The organism is Azospirillum sp. P4_B5, from assembly GCF_056402275.1.
Window position 1 is genome coordinate 97682 of the sequence record NZ_JBFUHT010000012.1, and the last position, 17690, is coordinate 115371.

The following is a 17690-nucleotide window of genomic DNA, read 5'->3' on the forward strand; positions in this document are numbered from 1 at the left end:
CAGCACCGGCCCGCCGTGCTAGCGTCCCGGCCACTTCGGACCGACAGCCAGAGCGCCGCCATGACTCCCGTTTCCCCCGCCGCCCCGGTCACCCTCGCCGAGATCGCCGCCGCCCTGGGGGCGGCGCTGGAGGGCGACGGCACCCTGCCCATCGCCCGCGCCGTCCACCCGTCGGAGGCCGAGGGGCCGGAGGATCTGGCGCTTGCCATGGAAAAGGGCATGACGGAGCTGCTCGCCGGTGGCAAGGCCGTCGCCGCCGTGGTCGCGGAAGGGGCGGAGGTGCCGGCCAACCTCAAGGGCTGGATCGTCGTCAAGCGCCCGCGCTTCGCCATGGCCGGCCTGACCACGGTCTTCGAAAAGCCGGTCCATGCCGAGCCGGGGGTGCACCCCGCCGCCTTCGTGGCGCCGGAGGCCATCCTGGGCGCGGGCGTGTCGGTCGGTCCCTTCGCCTATGTCGGGCCGAAGGCGGTGCTGGGCGAGGGCGTGATCGTCATGCCCCACGCCACGGTCGGGGCGGAGGCGGTGATCGGCAAGGGCTGCCTGCTGCACCCCGGCGCCCGCATCGGCGAGCGGGTGGTGATGGGCGAGCGCTGCATCATCCATCCCAACGCCGCGGTCGGCAACGACGGCTTCAGCTTCGTGACGCCGGAGCCGGGCAGCGTCGAATCGGCCAAGGCGACGGGCAAGGTGGTCGGCACCAACGTGCTGATCCACCGCGTGAATTCCATCGGCACGGTGATCCTGGGCGACGATGTGGAGGTGGGGGCCGGCGCCACCATCGACCGCGGCACCATCACGGCGACCCGCATCGGCTCCGGCACCAAGATCGACAACCTCGTGCAGATCGGCCACAACGTGCAGATCGGCACCAACTGCATGCTCTGCGGCCATGTCGGCATCGCCGGCAGCACGACCATCGGCGACCGTGTGGTGCTGGCCGGCAAGGTGGGCGTGGCCGACCATGTGAAGATCGGCAACGACGCGGTGGTGGCCGGCAACTCCGGCGTCGGCACGGACATTCCGGCGAAGGCCGTCTACATGGGCTACCCGGCGGTGCCGCGCGACCGCGCCTTCGAGCAATACAAGGGGCTGGCCCGGCTGAAGCGGATGTTCGCGGACGTGACCGACCTGAAGAAGCGGGTTGGGGCGCTGGATGGCGGCGGGAAGCCGGCGGCCGAGGAAAAGTGAGGGAGCACTTGCCCCCTCCCTGACCCTCCCCCGCTATCGCAGGGGAGGGGATTGAACTCCCTCTCCTGCGATAGCGGGGGAGGGAAGGGGCCCGCGGCGAAGCCGTGGGAAGGATGGGGGCAAGCGCTGCCCCTTTCATGTGCTTACTGAAACGCGATCTTCGCGTGATCCCCCGGCTTCGGCGGCTCGCCGGTGATTTTCGCCTTCACATAGCCGTAGGCGTAGACCATCGCGCTCGAGGGGCTGTCCCAATATTCGGCCTGATCGACGCTGACCTTCAACAGCGCGAGATCGGGGTCGTCCACCCCCTGCGGGAACCAGGTGGACAGGATGTCCCGCCACAGGAAGCGGATCTTGTCACGGTCGCGCACCGTCTCCGCCACCCCGGACACCGAGACGTAATCCTGCTTGTCGGGGTCGGCGTAGGACAGGTTGACGCGCCAGTGCGTCTTCAGTTCATGGACCTTCGGCGAGTCGGCGCGCGTAAAGAACCACAAGGTTCCATCGTCGAATCCCGCGTGCGGCAGGGTCGCCATCGGGCGGGAATGCAAAATGCCGTTTTCGTCCAGCGTCGTCATCATGCAGATGCGGACGCCCTTGATCATGCCCCAGAGCTTCTCGGCGGCCTCGCGATCGTCAGCGCTTCTTGCCATGGTCTGACCCTCTATTGGTAGCCCAACGGAGTCCGGTCAACGCGCGCTGCCTGGAAAGGTTCCGAGCGCGTTCAGGGCCGCGACCGACCAGGAACCGCCCTCCTCGCTGCCGTAATGGTCGATCCGCGACAGCGACAGTGGCGCCACCGCCAGCCGCAGCGCCGCCTGTGGCGTCAGGTTCAGGGCGAGCGCCAGCGCCGCGCGGATCGACCCGCCGTGGATCACCGCCACGATGTCGCGCCCGGCGTAGAGGTCGGTCAACCGGGCGACGGCGCCGGCGACCCGCTCCATCACCGCCGCGAAGCTCTCGCCGTCCGGTGCGGCCTCCGTTGCCGGATCGCTCCAGAATCGGCGGACCTCCTCGGGATGCAACTCCGCCACGGCGTCATGGGACAGCCCTTCCCAGCGGCCGAAATCCTGTTCGGCCAGCGCCCGCTCGACCAACGCCATGTCGCTGCCGGGCAGCCGCAGCGCCGCCGCCGTCTGCCGCGTGCGGCGCAGGTGCGAGGTCACCCAAACCGCCTGCGGGGGCAGCCGCGCCGCCAGCGCCGCCAGCGCGTCGGAATCGCCGGTGTCGGCGGCGGGATCGCTCTGTCCGTAGATCACGTTTCCCGGATTCGGGACGGGAGCGTGGCGGATGAGCCACCAGCGAGTGTTTTTCATGCAACAGTCGCGGCCAGGGTGAGCAGAACGGCGGCCTCCGCCACCTGCTGGGCGGCGCCGAACACGTCGCCGGTGTGGCCGCCGATCTGCCGCCGCGCCTGCCACGCCACCGCCAGGACGGCCAGCGCGGCCGAGAGGACCGCGGCAGCGGCCAGCCCCTGCAGCGCCGCCATGGCCACGGCCAGCGCCAGCGCCAGCGACAGGGCCACCGTGCCGGGCGACGGGCGTCCCTGCCGGGCGGCGAGGCCGTCGGCGCGGGCCGGGTCCATGAATCGGGCGATCACCGCCATGCCGCCGCGCGACAGGGCGCCCGAGGCGAGCAGGGCGGGGATGACGAGGCGCGGTTCGGCCAGCGCCGCCAGCGCCGAGGCGCGAACCGCGACCGAGAAGACGATGGCCAGCACGCCGTAGCTGCCGACCCGGCTGTCCCGCATGATCTCCAGCTTGCGAGCCTTGTCGCGCCCGCCGCCGAAGCCGTCGGCGACGTCCGCCGCCCCGTCCTCGTGCAGGGCGCCGGTCAGCCAGACCATCGCGCCCAGCGCCAGCAGCGCCGCCGGCAGCGGCGCCAGATGGGCCAGTGCTGCCAGCCCGTAGACGGCGCCGCCGAACAGCCCGACCCCGGCGCCGACCAGGGGGAACCAGCCCATGGCGCGGGCGTGGGCGTCCTCGGCCAGCGGGCCGGACAGGCGCAGCGGCAGCCGCGTCAGGAAGACGACGGCCAGCGCCAAGTCGGCAATCCAACGGGGGGCGGTCCAGCGGGCGGTGGACGGGGCGGGGGGATCCTCAAGCATGGCGCTTCGGAGTACGGCAACCCCAGGCCCGCCGCAACGGATAACAGACAGGACGAGAGGCGCTTTGACAGCGGATCGGGAATGGTCCAAGGTCGCGCCGCTTTTTTCATCGCTTTCCGATCTCATCCTCTGCCGTCAGCGTCAGGACCCTTCGCCATGAGCAACACGCAGCCCGCCATCACCTTCGAGGAAATCCGTGCGCTGGTGCGCAACCTGCCGGGGCCGGACCTCGACGCCGGCACGGCGGCCCTCCAGCGCGAACGGCAGCTCACCAAGCCGGCGGGCGCGCTCGGCCGGCTGGAGGAGATCGCCCAGTGGATGGCGACGTGGCAGGGCCAGCACCCGGCGGAGGTGCGCCGCCCGCGGGTCGCCGTCTTCGCCGGCAACCACGGCGTCGCCGCGCGCGGCGTCTCGGCCTACCCGGCGGCGGTGACCGCCCAGATGGTCCAGAACTTCCAGAACGGCGGCGCCGCCGTGAACCAGCTCTGCGAGGTGGCCGACGCCGACCTGCGCGTCTACGAGCTGGACCTGGAGACCCCCACCGCCGACTTCACCGAAGGTCCGGCGATGGGCGAGGAGGACTGCTGCCAGGCCATGGCCTACGGCATGATGGCCGTGGAGACGGGGGTCCAGCTTCTGGCGCTCGGCGAGATGGGCATCGGCAACTCCACAGCGGCGGCGGCGCTCTGCCACGCCCTGTTCGGCGGCGAGGCCAAGGACTGGACGGGCCGCGGCACCGGTGTGGACGACGAGGGGCTGGCCCGCAAGGTCGCCGCCGTCGAGGCCGGTCTGGCCGCCAACCCGCAGGCCAAGGACGACCCGTTCGAGGCGCTGCGCTGCTTCGGCGGCTATGAGCTGGCGGCCATCGCCGGCGCCATCCTGGCCGCCCGCATGGCGCGGGTGCCGGTGCTGCTCGACGGCTACGCCTGCACGGCGGCGGCGGCGGTGCTGTTCAAGGCCGACCGCCGGGCGCTCGACCACTGCATGGTCGCCCACCGCTCCGTCGAGCCGGGCCACGACCATCTGCTGGCCGCCATCGGCAAGGAGCCGCTGCTCGATCTGGGGATGCGTCTGGGCGAGGGCTCGGGCGCGGCGCTGGCCATCAACATCGTGAAGTCGGCCTGTGCCTGCCACGCCGGCATGGCGACCTTCGCCGACGCGGGCGTCAGCACCCGCGGGGTGTGAGGGGTAGGCGTTCTTGCCCCCACCCAAACCCTCCCCCGCTATCGCAGGGGAGGGGACTTGATTCTCCCTCCCCTGCGAAGCGGGGGAGGGCCGGGGTGGGGGCAATCACTCCTACAGCAGCCCGTCGGCGAAATCGGTGATGAGCGCCGACAGGAACAGGTCGAGCAGGACCAGAACCGCCGCCGCGACGCCGGAGATGTCCAGCGCCGTGCGCATGACGAACCACTGGTAGGTCAACATCGCCAGCATGATGCCGAACACCAGCCCTTCGGAGATCCGGCCGGGCAGAATCCCCGTGGCGGCCAGGATCACCACCGGCAGATAGATGCTCATCTGCACGACCGACGACCAGTTGTAGGCGCACAGGAAATCGATGTAGCGGTTCTGCCGGTCCAGCAGCCCGCTCACCCCGTGCATGACCACGGGGAAGGCCGTCCAGCTGATGACGTAGGCGATGGCCTCCACCACCACGAGCTGGAACAGCGGCGTGTCCGGCACCTGGTCCCACAGCCGGATCGCCAGCAGCAGCGTCCAGGCCGGGGCGACGATCACCGCGGCGTAGAAGGACTTCCACGCCCCTTCGGGGGTGCGGTCCAGATGCTGCAATCCGGTGGGGTCGAACCGGGCCAGGCGATAGGCGCCGAAGACGGAGGAGGCGACGTCCCGGGCGGTCAGCGGCATGTTGCGGTCACCGGAGGGTGGGGGAAACGGTCGGAGGGGGCCTTACGTCAACCGATCCGGTCGAAGACGTTCCGCAAAACCTCGCCGTAAATGTCGGTCAGGCGGGTCAGGTCGTCCAGCGCGGTGTGCTCGTCCACCTTGTGCATCGTCTGCCCGACGAGGCCGAACTCGACCACCGGGCAGAAATTCTTGATGAAGCGGGCGTCCGACGTGCCGCCGGTCGTCGAATATTCGGGACGGCGCCCGGTGACGCGCTCCGCGGCGTCCGCCACCAGTTCGGTCAGTGGGCCGGGCGGGGTCAGGAAGCTGTCGCCCGACACGAAATGGTCCAGCTCGTAGGCGCCGCCCACCCCGTCCAGCCGCTCGCGCAGCCACGCCAGCAGCGTGTCGGCGGTGTGCAGGTCGTTGAAGCGGATGTTCAGCGTCGCCTTGCCCTGCGCCGGGATGACGTTGTGCGCCGGGTTGCCCACGTCGATGGTGGTCAGTTCCAGGTTCGACGGCTGGAAATGCGGGGTGCCGGCGTCCAGCGGCTCCGCCGTGATGGCCGCCAGCATGCGGGCCAGACGCGGCAGCGGGTTGTCGGCCAGATGCGGGTAGGCGACATGCCCCTGCGCGCCGTGGACGGTCAGGAAGGCGGTCATGCTGCCGCGCCGCCCGATCTTGATCATGTCGCCCAGCGCCTTGGGGTTGGTCGGCTCCCCGACCACGCAGGCGTCGAGCGTCTCGCCCCTGGCCTGCAACCAGTCCAGCACCTTGCGGGTGCCGTTGATGGCGACCCCCTCCTCGTCCCCGGTGATCAGGAGGCTGATCGAGCCCTTGGGCGCGCCGCCGGCCCTGACGTGGCGGGCCGCGGCGGCGACGAAGGCGGCGATGGCCCCCTTCATGTCCACCGCACCCCGGCCATAGAGGCGGCCGTTGTGGATTTCCGCGGCGAAGGGATCGATGGACCAGCCCTTCCGCTCGCCGGGGGGCACCACGTCGGTGTGCCCGGCGAAGCAGAAGTTCGGCCCCTCCGTGCCCAGACGGGCGTAGAGGTTGTCCACCGGCGCCGTGCCCCCCTCCTCGAACCGCAGGCGGTGACAGGCGAAGCCCAGCGGCGCCAGCGCCGCCTCCAGAACGCCCAGAGCGCCGCCGTCCTCGGGCGTCACGCTGGGGCAGCGGATCAGGGCCTGCGCCACCGCGACGGGATCGCAGGGGTCGAAGGTGGGAGCGGCGGCGGCGGTGCTCATCGTGTGGTCTTCCCCGGCGTCAGTCGCGCAGCAGGTCGTTGATGGAGGTCTTGGCGCGGGTCTGCTCGTCCACCCGCTTCACGATCACCGCGCAATAGAGGCCCGGACCCGGCGTGCCGTCGGGCAGCGGCTTGCCCGGCAGGGTGCCCGGCACCACGACGGAGTAGGCCGGGACGCGGCCGACGAAGACCTCGCCGGTGTTGCGGTCGATGATCTTGGTCGAGGCGCTGATGAAGACGCCCATGGACAGGACGGCGCCGCGTTCGACGATCACGCCCTCGACCACCTCGGAGCGGGCGCCGACGAAGCAATCGTCCTCGATGATGACCGGATTGGCCTGGAGCGGCTCGAGCACGCCGCCGATGCCGACGCCGCCCGACAAATGGACGTTCTTGCCGATCTGCGCGCAGGAACCGACGGTGACCCAGGTGTCCACCATGGTGCCGCTGTCGACATAGGCGCCGACGTTGACGAAGCTGGGCATCAGGATGACGTTCGGCGCGACGTAGGCGGAGCGGCGGACGACCGCGCCCGGAACGGCGCGGAAGCCGGCGGCCTGGAACTGCGCCTCGGACCAGCCTTCGAACTTCGGCGGCACCTTGTCGTACCAGGAGGCGCCACCCGGCGCGCCGGGGATCGTCTCGTTGGCGTTCAGGCGGAAGGACAGCAGGACCGCTTTCTTCAGCCACTGGTTCACGACCCACCCGGCGTCCGTCTTCTGCGCCACGCGCAGGTCGCCGGAGTCGAGGCCGGACAGGGCCTCCTCGACGGCGTCGCGGACGGCGCCCTTGGTCGAAACGTTCAGGGTGTCGCGGGTTTCCCACGCGGCGTTGACGGCGGATTCGAGGCTGGCGTGGCTCATGGCGGCATTCGCTGGGCTGTCTGTTCGAGGGTTCGGAACATGGGCCGGGCCGCGCCGCCTTGTCAACGTTGCCTTGTTCTTAAAGGGTTCTACGGGGGGAAGAAGGGCCTTGCGGTCGCCGCTCAGCCCGCGATCTCCTCCAGCCAAGCCGGCAGGTCGTCGACGGTGTGGTCGATGTGGTTGCCGGTGCCGACTCCGCCCTGGTCGGGGCGGGCCCAGTCGGCCTCGCTGCGCACCCACACGGTCGTCATGCCCAGGGCGTGGGCGGGGACGAGGTTGCGGGCGATGTCCTCCACCATGCAGGCGCGGGCGGGGTCGATGTCGTAATGGTCCACCAGGATGTCGTAGGGGCGCGGGTCGGGCTTGGGCACATAGCCCGCCTCGACGATGCCGAAGGTCGCCTCGAAGCAGCCGTCGATGCCCAACTGGCGCGTCACGTTCTCGGCGTGGCGGACGGAACCGTTGGTGTAGATGATCTTGCGCCCCGGCAGCCGGTTCAGCGCGTCCGCCATGTCGGGGCAGGGGGCCACCGGGCTGACGTCGATGTCGTGCACGTAATCCAGAAAAGGCACAGGATCGACGTCGTGCTCCACCATCAGGCCGCGCAGCGTCGTTCCGTGCTCCCGGAAGAAGCGCTTCTGCATGACGCGCGCCTCGTCGTAGGTGATGCCGAAATGCCCGGCGATGAAATCGCCGATGCGCCGGTCCACCTGGGCGAACAGGTTGCAGGAGGCGGGATAGAGGGTGTTGTCGAGGTCGAAGATCCAGACCCCGGTATCGCGAAGGGAAGCCATCATGGGCTGAAGAATGGGGCTTCGCCGGCCCGCCCGCAAGCCGCTTCGCCGCATGGCCCGTTTCCGTTCCGGAACGGAATTGCTTTCAATGAATGGTTGCGTATGGCCAGTGCCCGGACCGCCTGAAGAAAGATTCGGCAAAGAAACGCATTTTTCCGGTATACTCCGCCCCGCGCAGTCTCAGGTTCGCACCGTGTCCGCAGACCCAACATCCGAAGTTCCGCCGGCCAACCCGCCCGGCGTCATCCTTACCCCCACGCTCCTGGCCGCATTCCCCGGTCCGGCGATCCGGTTGGATTCCGCTCACGCGGTTGCCGCCGCGAACGCCGCCGCGGACGAGCTGCTGTGCGCCGGCGGGCGCTGGCTCGCGGACATCCAGGGGTGGCTGGCGATGTGCAGCGTCGCGCCGGGCCTGCGCTCCCTTCCGGTGGAGTTGCCGCGCGGCGTGATGATCGTCGAATGGGCGGCCACGCCGCTGCCCGACGGGGAAATCCTGCTGCTTGGACGCGACGCCACGCTGGAGCGGCAGCTCCGCCAGACGCTGATCGAGTCGCGCCGCCGCTACAAGGATCTCGTCGAGGTTTCGAGCGATTTCGCCTGGGAAACGGGCAGCGACGGGCGATTCGTCTTCGTCACGCCCAAGGGTGCGCTGGGCTACACCCCCGATGCGTTGATTGGTCGCAACCCCAAGGATCTGGCGGTGACCGAGTGGGGCGACCTGCCGTTGCCGTTCGACAGCCGCCGCCCCGTCGATCAGGCGGAGCTGTGGCTGAAGCGGGTGGACGATCTGCCCGCCTGCTTCGTGGTGTCGGCGGTGCCGCTGTTCGGCCCGCAGGGTGAATGGATGGGCGCGCGCGGCGTCTGCCGGGAGACGACGGAGCAGGTGCTGCGCTCCGCCGAGCTGGCGCGGGTGCGCAACCGCGAGAAGATGCTCGCCCACATCGTCCACACGCTGCGCGACCAGCTCGACGCCCAGAAGGCGCTGCACGTCGCCGCGGTGGAAACCGCCCGCGCGCTGGGCGCCGACGGCTGCCGCATCTACCGCGCGACGGAAACCGGCGCCCTGCGCCCCGCCGCCGATTTCGCCGCGGAGATCCCGGAGGAGCTGCTGTCCGACCTGTCGCACCCCGTTCTGGAGGAGATCGCCGGCAGCGAGGACCCGCATGAGCTGACCCTGGGGGCGAACCGGCTGCTGGCCGCCCGGACGGAGCATCGGCAGGCCGTCAACGGCGCCGTGGTCATCTGGCGCGGCGACGATTCCGATCCCTGGGACGACGAGGACCGGATGCTGTTGTCCGGCGTGGCCGACCACATCGGCATCGCCCACGCGCATCTGGCCTATCAGGAGCGGTTGCGCCGCCTGTCGGAACGCGACGGGCTGACCGGCCTGTTCAACCGCCGCACCTTCTTCGAGCGGCTGGAGGAGGTGCTCGGCCGCCCGGACACCGGGCCGTCCGCGCTGCTCTACGTGGACCTCGACAATTTCAAGGCGGTGAACGACCTGCATGGGCATCAGCAGGGCGACGCCGTGCTGATGGCCATCGGCGGGCTGCTGACCAACGGCGTCCGGCCCGGCGACTTGCCGGGACGGCTGGGCGGCGACGAGTTCGTGCTGTGGCTGGGCCGCACCGACGAGGGGCAGGCGGTGGCGGTGGCCGAACGGCTGCTGGCCGGGATGGCCGCGCTGCGCCATCTCTCCGCCGGCCCGGATAAGCCGCTGGGACTCTCCATCGGCATCGCCGTGCACCGGGTGGGACGCGAGACCGTGCAGGAGCTGACCGACCGCGCCGACTCGGCGATGTACGACGCCAAGAAGCGCGGAAAGGGCCATTACGCCGTTGCCCCGGCCCCCCGGGGGGAAAGCGCTCCCGTCGCGGAGGCGTTCCTATGACCACCCGCGGCGACCGCGCCGAGCCCCAGCTTCTCGACCCCGCCGATTACGAGGCGGCCAAGCGGATGGCGCGCAGCGCCGACCCGGCGGTGCGTCGCCGCGTCGCCGCGTCGCCCGAGACCCGGCCGGAGCTGCTCTATTTCCTGGCCGCCGACGCGGCGGCGGAGGTGCGTGAGGCCATCGCCACCAACGCCGGCACGCCGCGGCAGGCCGACCTGATGCTGGCCACCGACCGGGAGGTCGCGGTGCGTGGCGCCCTGGCCCAGAAGGTCGCCCGGCTCCTGCCCGACCTGTCCGCCGACCAGGCGTCGCAGATTGAGCGGCTGACGCTGGAATGCCTGGAGGCACTGGCCCGCGACCAGGCGACGGAGGTGCGCGGCATTCTGTCGGAGGCGCTGAAGGAGCTGCCCGGCGCCCCCCACGGCGTCATCAACACGCTGGCCCGCGACGTGGAGCTGTCGGTCTGCGCCCCGGTCCTGCAATTCTCGCCGATCCTGACCGACGAGGATCTGGCCGACATCATCATGCGCGGGCCGGTGGCCGGCGCCCTGTCGGCGATCGCCGGGCGCAAGCAGGTCTCGGCCTCCGTCGCCGACGCCATCGCGCGCTCCGACGACGAGGCGGCGATGACCGCGCTGCTCGCCAACCCCTCGGCCCAGATCCGCGAGGAGACGCTGGACCGCATCCTCGATCAGGCGCCGCAGCACGAGCCCTGGCACGCTCCGCTGGTGCGCCGCCCGCGCCTGCCCGCCCGCGCCGTGGCGCGCCTGGCGAGCTTCGTCGCCGACAACCTGCTGAAGGTCCTGCGGGAGCGCACCGACCTCGACCCCGCTGCCGCCCACGCCCTGGCCGAGGGCGTGCGGGCGCGGGTCAACCGCGGGGCCGGCGGCAACGGCGGTGGCGGTCCCGGCGTTGCCCGCGGCCTCGTCGATTTCGGGGAGGAGGAGCTCGGCCATCTGCCGGGCGACAAGGACAAGGCGGCCGAACGCCCGTCCGACAAGGCGGCCAGGCTGAACAAGGAAGGCAAGCTGACGGAGAAGCTGCTGGAAGGCGCGCTGGCGGAGGGCGACCGGGCCTTCGTCCTGGCCGGTCTGGGCGAGCTGGCGCAGCTTCCCATGCCGATCATCGACCGCATCATCGGCACCCACGCCCCGCGCGCCGTCACCTCGCTGGTCTGGCGCTGCGGCCTGTCGATGCGCTTCGCCCGGCAGGTGCAATTGCGCATCGCCCAGATTCCGCCAAAAACCGCGCTTATGGCAAGGGAAGGCGTCCTTTACCCGATGTCCGACGACGAGATGCGCTGGCAGCTCGCCTTCTTCGGAGTCGAGGAGAAAGTCTGACGCCGCGTCACCACACGGACCTGTCCATGCGCGCCCTGGCTTTCCTGCTGCTGTTCCTCGGTTTTTCCATTCCGGCCTTCGCCGCCCCGCCGCCCGCCTCCCCCGAGGAGCGGGAGGTCGCGGCGGTCTTTGACAGCGCCCGCTCCGCCCTGGCGCAGAAGCGTGGCGCGGCGGTCGTTCCGCTGCTGTCCCGCGCGTCGCTGGACAAGCTGGAGCAAGTGCGCGGCGTCGCCCGCAGCGGCAACGACTCCGGACTCGCCAAGCTGGAGCCGGCGGAGAAGTTCGCCGCCATGGGCCTGCGCCGCTACGTCAGTCCGGCCGACCTGCGCCGCATGTCGCTCGGCGAGCTGGCCGATCACGGCATGAAGAACGGCTGGCTCGGCCCCAACGTCATCGGCAGCAGCGGGCTCGGCCCGGTGCGGGTGCGCGGCGACCGCGCCTCCGCTCTGCTGATGGTCGACAACCGCCCGGCCCTGGTTCCCGCCGACTTCGTGCGCGAGGGCGGGGCCTGGAAGATCGACCTGACCGGCGTCTTCAGTTTCGGCAGCCAGATGCTGAAGGGCTTCGCCGCCATGTCGGGCAAGAGCGACGAGGCCTACATCGAGGACATGCTGCAGAAGCTGCCGGCCAAACCGACGATGATGCACCGCTGACCGGCTGGGTGAGCGCGGCTGTGCTAGCGCGGACAGGCAGGGGATGACGCGTTCCGCGTTACACCTCCTGCGACGGGGTGGGCCGTTGCGCGGAATCCAGGGATTGCGTTAGAGTCGCGCCACACGCACGACGCGTTGGTGCCCTTCATGACCGCTCCGGATGGCTATCCCTTCGCCGCGCTGACCGAAGCGGACGCCGGGTTCTTCCCGTCGGCCCGGAGCGTCGGCGTTTCGCCCGCCATCCCCTACCGGGTTCCCTGTGCCCCCGCTTTCGCAGCGGCGGCGGTCCGTCTGGCCGCCAAGCGCGGAACCGACCTGTCAGCGCTCACCGCCGCCGCGCTGCTGCTGGCGCCCGACCGCAGGCCGGACCCGGGGGCACCGGACGATGGTGCGGAGCGGACGGTGCTGGAGTTACGGCTGCCGCCCGGCCACAGCGAAGCGGCGATCCGCCGGGCGATGGCGGCGGCGCTGGCGCTGGCCGAACCCGGCTGTCGGCTGATGCCCGCCGAGGAGGCGGGGCGGCTGGAAGGCGCGGTGGAAACGCTGACCTACCGCAACAAGGCGCTGGCCCACGCGCTGGAACGGGTGTCCTTCCGCCCGCTGGACGGCAAGCTGACGCAGGTGCGCGACGCCGCGCAGATGTTCGGCTTCGTCAACGAATGGTGCTTTGACGAGGACCGGGTGGTGAAGCGCTTCCGCGAACTAGCCCCCGTCTACCATCCGGATACCGGGGTGGTCGCCTGCCGCGACCGCATGGCCCAGCTGATCGACGCGCGCAATCTGCTGATCAACCACGTCCGCACCGCCTACCGCTCCGGCCCCTGGACGCAGCGGCGCCCCTGAAGGCGGTGTCCTCAAGCCGGGATCAGGTCCCGGTCATCTCCTCGATCCCGATGGCGTCGGTCAGGCTGGTGCCGTCCAGCACCGTGCCGTCGAGGTCCGCGCCGGTCAGGTCGGTGCCGGTCAGGTCGGCCTCGCTCAGGTTGGCGCCGCGCAGGTCCGCCCCGGCGAGGTTGGCGCCGGACAGGTTCACCTTGCGCAGGTCGGCGTCCTTCAGAACGGCCATGCCCATGCGGGCGCGCTGGAGGTTGGCCCGCCAGACGTGGCTGCTCGATCCCTGGATGTGCACGGGGCCGAGCTGCGCCTCGGTCAGGTTGGCGCCGGTCAGCGTCGCCCGCTCGAAATTGACGCCACGCAGGTCGGCCTTGGTGAAGTTCACCTTGCGCAGGTCCGACAGCGACAGGTCCGCGATGGCCAGCGAGGTGCCCATCATCGAGGCGCCGCGCAGCGTGATGCATTGCAGGATGCCGGCGGACAGGTTGATGCCGTCGAGGGTGCGCCCCGACAGGTCGAGCGAGGAGAGGTCGGCGCGCTTGCCGTCCTTGCCGCCGCTGTCGATCCAGGAGAGGTGCAGGGTCAGGATGTCGCGCAGGTCGTCGTCCGGATTCTCCAGAACCTTCGCCATCACCGCGGCGGACAGGTTGGGCGAGCGGAGTTGGGCCGCGTCCAGGATGGCGCCGATCAGGTTGGCGTTGGTGAAGTTGGCGCGCCCGATGGCGCAGTTGGTCATCACCGCGCCGGACAGCCGGGCGCCGGACAGGTTGGCCTCCGACAGGTCGGCGTCGGTCAGGTCGCAGCCCGTCAGGTTGGAGTTCGTCAGGTTGGCCCGCATGAACTTGGTGCCGCGCAGGATCGCGTCCGTCAGGTCGGTCTGCATGACGAAGGCGTTCGCCACCTTGGCCCGCGACAGGTCGGCGCCGCGGATGACCGCCGCCGTCAGCTCCGAGGTCAGGACCGAATCCTCGAAATTGTGCGGCATCATCTCGCCCGACGGGGTGTAATGCAGCAACGTGCCGTCGCGCAGGTCCACCTCCACCAGCATGGCTTCCGACAGCACGGCGCCGCGCAGGCAGGCGCCGCGCAGGTCGGCGCGGCGCAGGTCGGCCTTCTCCAGGTTCGCCAGCCGTAGGTCGGCGGCGTAGAGGTTGGCGTTGGTCAGGTTGGCCCGCGTCAGCCGGGCGCTGAACAGCTTCGCCCCGGACAGGTCGGCGTCGGACAGGTCGATGCCGGACAGGTCCAGATGCGACAGGTCGCGCATCTTCAGGTTCGCGCGCACACCGCCCGGCTGGCTTTTCCGGAAAGCCTGATGCCGGAGCAGGATCGTGTTCAGCTGACTTTGTGTCAGCTTCGTGCGCGGTGTGTTCGTTCCGAAGCCTTGCGCGGGGGGCATCAGGGAAATCCCGGGTTGGAGTCGCGGCACACTCTAAAGGAGAGCCGCGAAGAAAAAGTTAACAACCGGTAACGCTTTATTCAAGTACGCCTCGAATGCGTTCTATCGCGGGCGCTGTTCCCGGGCCGCAAAGCCCTTGGTTGTGTGTGGAAATAGTGGCCCTTTGCGCGCCGTTGCGCAAGAGGCTCCCGCACGGCATGCCGTTGCTGCGTGGTTGACTCCGCCTCCCGTGATGCGTATGGTCCGCCGACCTGCATCCGTCGAGCCATCGACCGGGTACCATCGGCCTGTGTGCCGGGGACCTCCGCCAGTCCGCGAGTTTCGCGCACTGGCTCGTTTGTGCTTGAGCCGATCGTGTTCGAGCGGATGGAGACCGAAACTGAGGACCGCTGACCCATGTTCGATGGCCTGACCGGACGCCTGGGCGACATCTTCGACAAGCTGCGCCGCCGTGGCGCGCTGAGCGAGGAGGACGTCAACGCTGCGCTGCGCGAGGTGCGCGTGGCGCTGCTGGAGGCCGACGTCGCCCTGCCGGTGGTCAAGCAGTTCGTCAACCAGGTCAAGGAACGCGCGATCGGCCAGGAGGTCCTGCGCTCGATCACCCCCGGCCAGCAGGTCATCAAGATCGTCCACGACAACCTCGTGGAGATGCTGGGGCAGGGCGAGGAGATCAACCTCAACGCCGCCGCCCCCGTGCCGATCCTGATGGTCGGCCTGCAGGGTTCGGGCAAGACCACCAGCACCGCCAAGATCGCGCTGCGCCTGAAGAACCGGGACCGCAAGAAGGTCCTGATGGCCTCGCTGGACGTGCGCCGTCCGGCGGCGCAGGAGCAGCTGAAGGTCCTGGGCGAGCAGACCGGCGTCGCCACCCTGCCGATCGTTCCCGGCCAGGACCCCGTCGCCATCGCCCGCCGCGCCATCGAGACCGGCCGGCGCGAAGGCTACGACGTGGTCATGCTCGACACCGCCGGCCGCCTGTCCATCGACGAGGAGCTGATGGCCGAGGTCGCGGCCGTGCGCGACGCGACCAAGCCGGCGGAAACGCTGCTGGTCGCCGACGCCATGACCGGCCAGGACGCGGTGACGGTCGCCACCAACTTCAACGACAAGGTGGGAATCACCGGCATCCTGCTGACCCGCGTGGACGGCGACGCCCGCGGCGGTGCCGCCCTGTCGATGCGCCAGATCACCGGCAAGCCGATCAAGCTGCTGGGCATGGGCGAGAAGATCGACGCCCTGGAGGCCTTCCACCCCGACCGCATCGCCGGCCGCATCCTCGGCATGGGCGACGTGGTGTCGCTGGTCGAGAAGGCCGCCGAGAGCATCGACAAGGAAGAGGCCGAGAAGCTCGCCCGCAAGATGGAGAAGGGCCAGGGCTTCGACCTCGACGACATGGCCTCCCAGCTCAAGCAGCTGCGCAAGATGGGCGGCATGTCCGGCCTGATGGGCATGCTGCCGGGCATTGGCAAGATCAAGAACCAGCTCAAGGACGCGAACATCGACGACGGGGTGATCAAACGCCAGGAGGCGATCATCTCCTCGATGACGAAGAAGGAGCGCAAGCACCCCGAGCTCATCAAGGCATCGCGCCGCAAGCGCATCGCCGCCGGCTCCGGCACCAGCGTGCAGGAGGTGAACAAGCTGCTCAAGCAGTACGACACCATGCGCGGCATGATGAAGCAGGTGCAGAAGCTGGGGCAGAAGGGGCTGATGCGCCACGGGCTGCAGAGCCTCCTGCCGAAGAATTTCCGGGGACCGAACTGATCCCCGGCGAAAGCAACCGCGCGATGAGCGCGATTACCTTCAACCGCACACCAAGCGACTACACCAAGGAAGCGACTGTCCCATGTCCCTGAAGATCCGTCTGGCCCGTGGCGGCGCCAAGAAGCGTCCGTTCTACTCGATCGTCGTCGCCGACGCCCGCAGCCCGCGCGACGGCCGCTTCATTGAGAAGATCGGCACCTACAACCCGATGCTGCCGCGCGAGCACGAGCAGCGCATCGTCCTGGACGCCGAGCGCGCCAAGCATTGGCTGTCGGTCGGCGGCCAGCCGACGGACCGCGTCGCCCTGTTCCTGGCGAACGCCGGCCTGATCGCCAAGCCGGAAATCCGCGAGACCCCGAAGAAGTCCGCCCCGAAGGCCAAGGCGCAGGAGCGTCTGAAGGCCGAGGCCGCCGCCAAGGCCGCCGCCGAGGGCTGATAAGGATCGGCGTGTTTGCCCCCACCCTCCCGCGCTTGCGCGCGGGTCCCTCCCTCCCCCGCTTCGCAGGAGCGCTTCGCGCTGACGCTTCAGGGCACCATGAAGGACCTGTTCCTGGTCCGCGTCGATGGCATCGCCACGCGCGAACAGGCGCAGGAACTGACCGGCGTCCGCCTTTATGTGGACCGTTCCGCCTTGCCCGAGACGGAGGACGAGGACGAGTTCTACCACGCGGACCTGATCGGGCTGCGTGCGGAACTCGCCGACGGCACCGTCTGGGGCACGGTGAAGGCGCTGTACGACTTCGGAGCCGGTGACGTGCTGGAGATCCGCACGGAATCGGGGCCGCTGGAGATGCTGCCCTTCACCCGCGCCTGCGTTCCGGTGGTCGATGTGAAGGGAGGCCGCGTCGTGGTCGATCTTCCCGCCGTCATCGAAGCGCGCGAAGGCGAGGCGGAAAAGGACGGAGAGGATGCGCCGGAAGGCGCGGATGTCGCTGAAGACGAGGGGACCGGCCCGTGAATCACGGCGCTTCCGGTTCTCTTGCCTGGACGGCCAAGGTTCTGACGCTGTTCCCGGAGATGTTTCCGGGTCCGCTGGGGCTCAGCCTCGCGGGAAAGGCGCTGGAAAATGGAGTCTGGGCGTTGGAATCAGTGGACATTCGCACGTTCGCGCGCGATAAACACCGCTCCGTCGACGACACTCCCTTCGGCGGAGGGGCCGGCATGGTCATGCGGCCCGACGTGCTGGACGCGGCTCTGACCGCGACGGCGGGTCCTCCGGGCACTCCTGGACGCGGACGGGCGATCTACCTGTCGCCTCGCGGACGGGTGCTCGACCAGGAGCTGGTCAAGGAGTTGGCGGCCACCCCGGTGGTCACCCTGCTCTGCGGCCGGTACGAAGGGGTGGATGAGCGGGTGCTGGACGCGCACAGCCTTGAGGAGGTCAGCCTCGGGGATTTCGTGCTGTCCGGCGGCGAGACCGCCGCCCTGTGCCTGATCGACGCCGTGGTGCGCTTGCTCCCCGGTGTCATGGGCAATGTGGAGACGGCGGGCGAGGAAAGTTTCGAACGGGGGTTGCTCGAATACCCCCACTACACCCGGCCCGCGGTCTGGACCGACGGGCAGGGTGTGGAACGGTCGGTTCCGGACATCCTGTTGTCCGGCCACCACGAGAAGGTTCGCGCCTGGCGGCTCGCCGAGGCGGAGCGGATCACGCAGGCCCGGCGACCGGACCTGTGGGACCGCTACGAGGCGGGCAGGAAGGCCGAGGGTCAGATTGGAAAACGGGGTCGCCGGCGCGGCCCGAAACCAGAGTGACGGTCCGCCGC

At 69.9% G+C, this 17690-nt stretch carries 18 protein-coding genes; 10 read left to right on the top strand and 8 right to left on the bottom strand.

The genetic code is table 11. The features are described 5' to 3' along the window. Nucleotides 1-60 precede the first annotated feature (60 nt). The gene (gene lpxD, locus AC1DVI_RS11940; RefSeq protein WP_476958151.1) at nt 61-1188 is read left to right on the top strand and encodes a UDP-3-O-(3-hydroxymyristoyl)glucosamine N-acyltransferase; all 1128 of its coding nucleotides are present in this window, start codon (nt 61-63) and stop codon (nt 1186-1188) included. Nucleotides 1189-1331: 143 nt separating this feature from the next. Here lpxD and AC1DVI_RS11945 read toward each other — a convergent pair whose 3' ends face one another. From AC1DVI_RS11945 to cobS, 3 genes are read right to left on the bottom strand one after another with little or no spacing between them, the layout of a single operon-like run. After that, nucleotides 1332-1841, bottom strand: coding sequence for a pyridoxamine 5'-phosphate oxidase family protein (locus AC1DVI_RS11945; RefSeq protein ID WP_014239309.1), 510 nt, complete (start codon nt 1839-1841; stop codon nt 1332-1334). A gap of 36 nt (nt 1842-1877) precedes the next feature. After that, on the bottom strand, nt 1878-2504 hold the full coding sequence (locus AC1DVI_RS11950) for a histidine phosphatase family protein (RefSeq protein WP_476958152.1): 627 nt from the start codon (nt 2502-2504) through the stop codon (nt 1878-1880). Continuing rightward, nucleotides 2501-3295, bottom strand: coding sequence for an adenosylcobinamide-GDP ribazoletransferase (gene cobS, locus AC1DVI_RS11955; protein ID WP_476958153.1), 795 nt, complete (start codon nt 3293-3295; stop codon nt 2501-2503). Before cobS ends, AC1DVI_RS11950 begins: the two co-directional genes overlap by 4 nt. 156 nt (nt 3296-3451) lie before the next feature. Here cobS and cobT point away from each other — a divergent pair, with 156 nt between their 5' ends. Then, nucleotides 3452-4480, top strand: coding sequence for a nicotinate-nucleotide--dimethylbenzimidazole phosphoribosyltransferase (gene cobT, locus AC1DVI_RS11960; protein ID WP_014239312.1), 1029 nt, complete (start codon nt 3452-3454; stop codon nt 4478-4480). A 111-nt stretch (nt 4481-4591) separates the two neighbouring features. On the opposite strand, the gene AC1DVI_RS11965 is transcribed toward cobT, so the two are convergent. The 4 genes from AC1DVI_RS11965 to AC1DVI_RS11980 all read right to left on the bottom strand — a co-directional run bounded on the left by AC1DVI_RS11965 (nt 4592) and on the right by AC1DVI_RS11980 (nt 8046). Then, nucleotides 4592-5161: a hypothetical protein gene (locus tag AC1DVI_RS11965; RefSeq protein WP_476958154.1), complete on the bottom strand. Its 570-nt coding sequence runs from the start codon at nt 5159-5161 to the stop codon at nt 4592-4594. Between the two features lie 47 nt (nt 5162-5208). Then, a complete protein-coding gene (dapE, locus tag AC1DVI_RS11970; RefSeq protein WP_476958155.1) occupies nt 5209-6390 on the bottom strand; it encodes a succinyl-diaminopimelate desuccinylase in 1182 nt (393 codons plus the stop codon). A gap of 19 nt (nt 6391-6409) precedes the next feature. After that, nucleotides 6410-7252, bottom strand: coding sequence for a 2,3,4,5-tetrahydropyridine-2,6-dicarboxylate N-succinyltransferase (dapD, locus tag AC1DVI_RS11975; RefSeq protein WP_014239316.1), 843 nt, complete (start codon nt 7250-7252; stop codon nt 6410-6412). A gap of 122 nt (nt 7253-7374) precedes the next feature. Then, a complete protein-coding gene (locus AC1DVI_RS11980) occupies nt 7375-8046 on the bottom strand; it encodes a pyrimidine 5'-nucleotidase (protein ID WP_476958286.1) in 672 nt (223 codons plus the stop codon). A gap of 292 nt (nt 8047-8338) precedes the next feature. Between AC1DVI_RS11980 and AC1DVI_RS11985 the strand changes: the two genes are divergently transcribed. The 4 genes from AC1DVI_RS11985 to AC1DVI_RS12000 all read left to right on the top strand — a co-directional run bounded on the left by AC1DVI_RS11985 (nt 8339) and on the right by AC1DVI_RS12000 (nt 12773). Then, complete coding sequence (locus AC1DVI_RS11985) at nt 8339-9937, top strand: sensor domain-containing diguanylate cyclase (RefSeq protein WP_476958156.1); 1599 nt, start codon at nt 8339-8341, stop codon at nt 9935-9937. After that, nucleotides 9934-11277 (top strand): DUF2336 domain-containing protein, encoded by a 1344-nt coding sequence (locus AC1DVI_RS11990; protein ID WP_476958157.1) that lies wholly within the window; start codon nt 9934-9936, stop codon nt 11275-11277. Before AC1DVI_RS11985 ends, AC1DVI_RS11990 begins: the two co-directional genes overlap by 4 nt. A 26-nt stretch (nt 11278-11303) precedes the next feature. Next, nucleotides 11304-11930, top strand: coding sequence for a hypothetical protein (locus AC1DVI_RS11995; protein WP_476958158.1), 627 nt, complete (start codon nt 11304-11306; stop codon nt 11928-11930). Between the two features lie 147 nt (nt 11931-12077). Next, on the top strand, nt 12078-12773 hold the full coding sequence (locus tag AC1DVI_RS12000) for a hypothetical protein (RefSeq protein WP_476958159.1): 696 nt from the start codon (nt 12078-12080) through the stop codon (nt 12771-12773). A 22-nt stretch (nt 12774-12795) separates the two neighbouring features. Here AC1DVI_RS12000 and AC1DVI_RS12005 read toward each other — a convergent pair whose 3' ends face one another. Beyond that, the gene (locus tag AC1DVI_RS12005) at nt 12796-14160 is read right to left on the bottom strand and encodes a pentapeptide repeat-containing protein (protein WP_149164178.1); all 1365 of its coding nucleotides are present in this window, start codon (nt 14158-14160) and stop codon (nt 12796-12798) included. A 396-nt stretch (nt 14161-14556) separates the two neighbouring features. Between AC1DVI_RS12005 and ffh the strand changes: the two genes are divergently transcribed. The 4 genes from ffh (at nt 14557) to trmD (ending at nt 17679) form a co-directional block, all read left to right on the top strand. Next, nucleotides 14557-15924, top strand: a complete 1368-nt coding sequence (gene ffh / locus AC1DVI_RS12010; RefSeq protein WP_014239324.1) for a signal recognition particle protein — start codon at nt 14557-14559, stop codon at nt 15922-15924. A gap of 82 nt (nt 15925-16006) precedes the next feature. Continuing rightward, nucleotides 16007-16360 (top strand): 30S ribosomal protein S16, encoded by a 354-nt coding sequence (rpsP, locus tag AC1DVI_RS12015; protein ID WP_014239325.1) that lies wholly within the window; start codon nt 16007-16009, stop codon nt 16358-16360. Nucleotides 16361-16375: 15 nt separating this feature from the next. Next, nucleotides 16376-16882 (top strand): ribosome maturation factor RimM, encoded by a 507-nt coding sequence (gene rimM / locus AC1DVI_RS12020; RefSeq protein ID WP_476958160.1) that lies wholly within the window; start codon nt 16376-16378, stop codon nt 16880-16882. Beyond that, nucleotides 16879-17679 carry a tRNA (guanosine(37)-N1)-methyltransferase TrmD gene (gene trmD / locus AC1DVI_RS12025; protein WP_476958161.1) on the top strand — a complete coding sequence of 267 codons (801 nt, stop codon included), beginning with the start codon at nt 16879-16881 and terminating at the stop codon, nt 17677-17679. Before rimM ends, trmD begins: the two co-directional genes overlap by 4 nt. Nucleotides 17680-17690 lie beyond the last annotated feature (11 nt).